Source organism: Paenibacillus sp. USHLN196, from assembly GCF_037144955.1.
GTDB lineage: Bacteria > Bacillota > Bacilli > Paenibacillales > Paenibacillaceae > Paenibacillus > Paenibacillus xylanexedens_C.
Window position 1 is genome coordinate 1 of the sequence record NZ_JBBCYH010000059.1, and the last position, 235, is coordinate 235.

Below are 235 nucleotides of genomic sequence, written 5' to 3' on the forward strand. Positions count from 1 at the left end.
CCTGTTCGGGGAGCCATATGGAGAGGTGTCCGAGCTGGCCGAAGGAGCACGATTGGAAATCGTGTAGGCGTCACAAGCGTCTCGAGGGTTCGAATCCCTCTCTCTCCGCCAGATAATTTTTAGCAAGGCCCGTTGGTCAAGGGGTTAAGACACCTCCCTTTCACGGAGGTAACAGGGGTTCGAATCCCCTACGGGTCATATAGATGGAGGCTTAGCTCAGCTGGGAGAGCATCTG

2 tRNA genes are annotated in these 235 nt (G+C 55.3%); both read left to right on the forward strand.

Going from position 1 to position 235, the window contains the following annotated elements:
* Nucleotides 1-19: 19 nt before the first annotated feature.
* Nucleotides 20-111: transfer RNA gene (locus WFI24_RS34320), tRNA-Ser, on the forward strand.
* A 15-nt stretch (nucleotides 112-126) separates the two neighbouring features.
* Nucleotides 127-198, forward strand: a tRNA-Glu gene (locus tag WFI24_RS34325).
* Nucleotides 199-235 lie beyond the last annotated feature (37 nt).